Source organism: Rhizobium ecuadorense, assembly GCF_001187535.1.
Lineage (GTDB): Bacteria > Pseudomonadota > Alphaproteobacteria > Rhizobiales > Rhizobiaceae > Rhizobium > Rhizobium ecuadorense.
This window is the reverse complement of sequence record NZ_LFIO01001562.1, coordinates 1-1,893: the sequence shown is the minus strand read 5'-3', so window position 1 is coordinate 1,893 and position 1,893 is coordinate 1. Positions and strand designations below refer to the sequence as shown.

Sequence of the window (1,893 nt, the reverse complement as noted above, 5' to 3'; positions counted from 1 at the left end):
AGGGCATGGTCAAGGTGATCTTCGACAAGAAGACCGGCGAGCTGCTCGGCGCCCATATGGTCGGCGCCGAAGTCACCGAGCTCATCCAGGGTTTTGTCGTCGCGATGAACCTCGAAACGACAGAGGAAGAGCTGATGCACACGATCTTCCCGCATCCCACAGTCTCCGAAACGATGAAGGAAGCGGTGCTCGATGCCTATGGCCGCGTGCTGAACGCCTGAGGCTGCGACACCAAACGCAGCAGGACCATGCGTTAAACACACAGCAAGGCGCTTTTCAGCGACAGGAGGGATTCACAAATGGCACGCATTACGCTCAGGCAGTTGCTGGATCATGCAGCGGAGGAGGGTTACGGCGTCCCCGCCTTCAATATCAATAATATGGAACAGGCGCTCGCCATCATGGAAGCTGCGGATGCGGCTCATGCTCCTGTCATCATGCAGGCATCGCGCGGCGCGCGCGCCTACGCCAACGACATCATGCTTAAGCATATGATGGACGCCGTCGTGGAAATCTACCCGCACATTCCCATCTGCGTGCATCTCGACCATGGCAACGATCCAGCCAGCTGCATGACGGCGATACAGGCAGGCTTCACCTCGGTCATGATGGACGGCTCGCTGAAAGCCGATGCGAAGACACCCGCCGACTGGGATTACAATGTCGACGTGACCAAGAAAGTAACCGAAATGGCCCATCTCGGTGGCATTTCCGTCGAAGGCGAACTCGGTGTGCTCGGCTCTCTCGAAACCGGCATGGGAGAGGCCGAGGATGGGCATGGCGCTGAAGGCAAGCTATCGCATGACCAGCTGCTGACCAATCCGGACGAGGCGGTGAAATTCGTGCGGGAAACTCGAGTCGATGCACTGGCGATCGCCATGGGGACCTCGCACGGCGCCTATAAGTTCACGCGCAAGCCTGATGGTTCGGTGCTGGCGATGAGCGTCATCGAAGAGATCCACCGCAAGCTGCCGAACATGCATCTGGTCATGCATGGGTCGTCGTCGGTTCCGGTCGAGCTGCAGGAGATCATCAACAAGTACGGCGGCCAGATGAAGCCCACCTGGGGTGTGCCGATCGAAGAGATCCAGCGCGGCATCAAGCATGGAGTGCGCAAGATCAACATCGACACCGATGGCCGGATGGCGATGACCGGGCAGATCCGCCGGATCCTGCAGGAAGATCCGAGCGAATTCGATCCGCGCAAATATCTGAAGCCGGCAATGACCGCGCTCACCAAGCTTTGCAAAGAGCGCTTCGAACAGTTCGGCACCGCCGGTATGGCGCAACGGATTACGGCTCTTCCGGTTTCGGCGATGGCGAAGCGCTATGCGTCCGGTACGCTCGATCCGTTTTTCTCTTGATTGTCATTACGGGACAAGGGGAATCCACGGAACTTATGTTCTCACAAAATATAAATTGTCTGGAATTATATATATCCTCACCATCTTGTCCCGGAAGAATGAACATTTCCATGCCGCTGGCGCGATTTGTAACACCGAAAGGTAAATTTAAGCTGTTCGTGCGATTGTGCATTAGTTCGGAGCAGCGAGTGCTTTTGGGAGGGGCGAAATGGACAGGATTCTTGCGCGGTTCAGGATTCAGACCAAAGTTATAATACTGGTTCTGCCGCTGTTGATGACGATCGTCGCGGTTGGCGCCACGGGATTTTACGCGACAGGGGTCTTGGAAGCACGACTCAACACGTCGAATGACGTGGTCCGGCTGCTCTCAGGATTTAAGGCCGTTTATGCCGGCATTACGACGTTTCTTCGTCAGCCCGATGATGCGACATTCAAGCAAGCCTCCAATACGACTGCAGTACAGATCGACGAACTGTAAGCGGCGTCCCCACCCCACCTTCCAGATCATCTAGTGATTGACGATGTTGAG

General features: G+C 56.2%; 2 protein-coding genes and 1 pseudogene. All 3 read left to right on the top strand.

The window, feature by feature from the left end; genetic code table 11:
* Positions 1-221, top strand: a pseudogene (locus AF337_RS32175) (dihydrolipoyl dehydrogenase); the annotation flags it as partial.
* Positions 222-299: 78 nt separating this feature from the next.
* Complete coding sequence (gene fba / locus AF337_RS32170) at positions 300-1,364, top strand: class II fructose-bisphosphate aldolase (RefSeq protein ID WP_049735285.1); 1,065 nt, start codon at positions 300-302, stop codon at positions 1,362-1,364.
* A 208-nt stretch (positions 1,365-1,572) separates the two neighbouring features.
* A complete protein-coding gene (locus AF337_RS32165; protein WP_049735284.1) occupies positions 1,573-1,842 on the top strand; it encodes a hypothetical protein in 270 nt (89 codons plus the stop codon).
* Positions 1,843-1,893 lie beyond the last annotated feature (51 nt).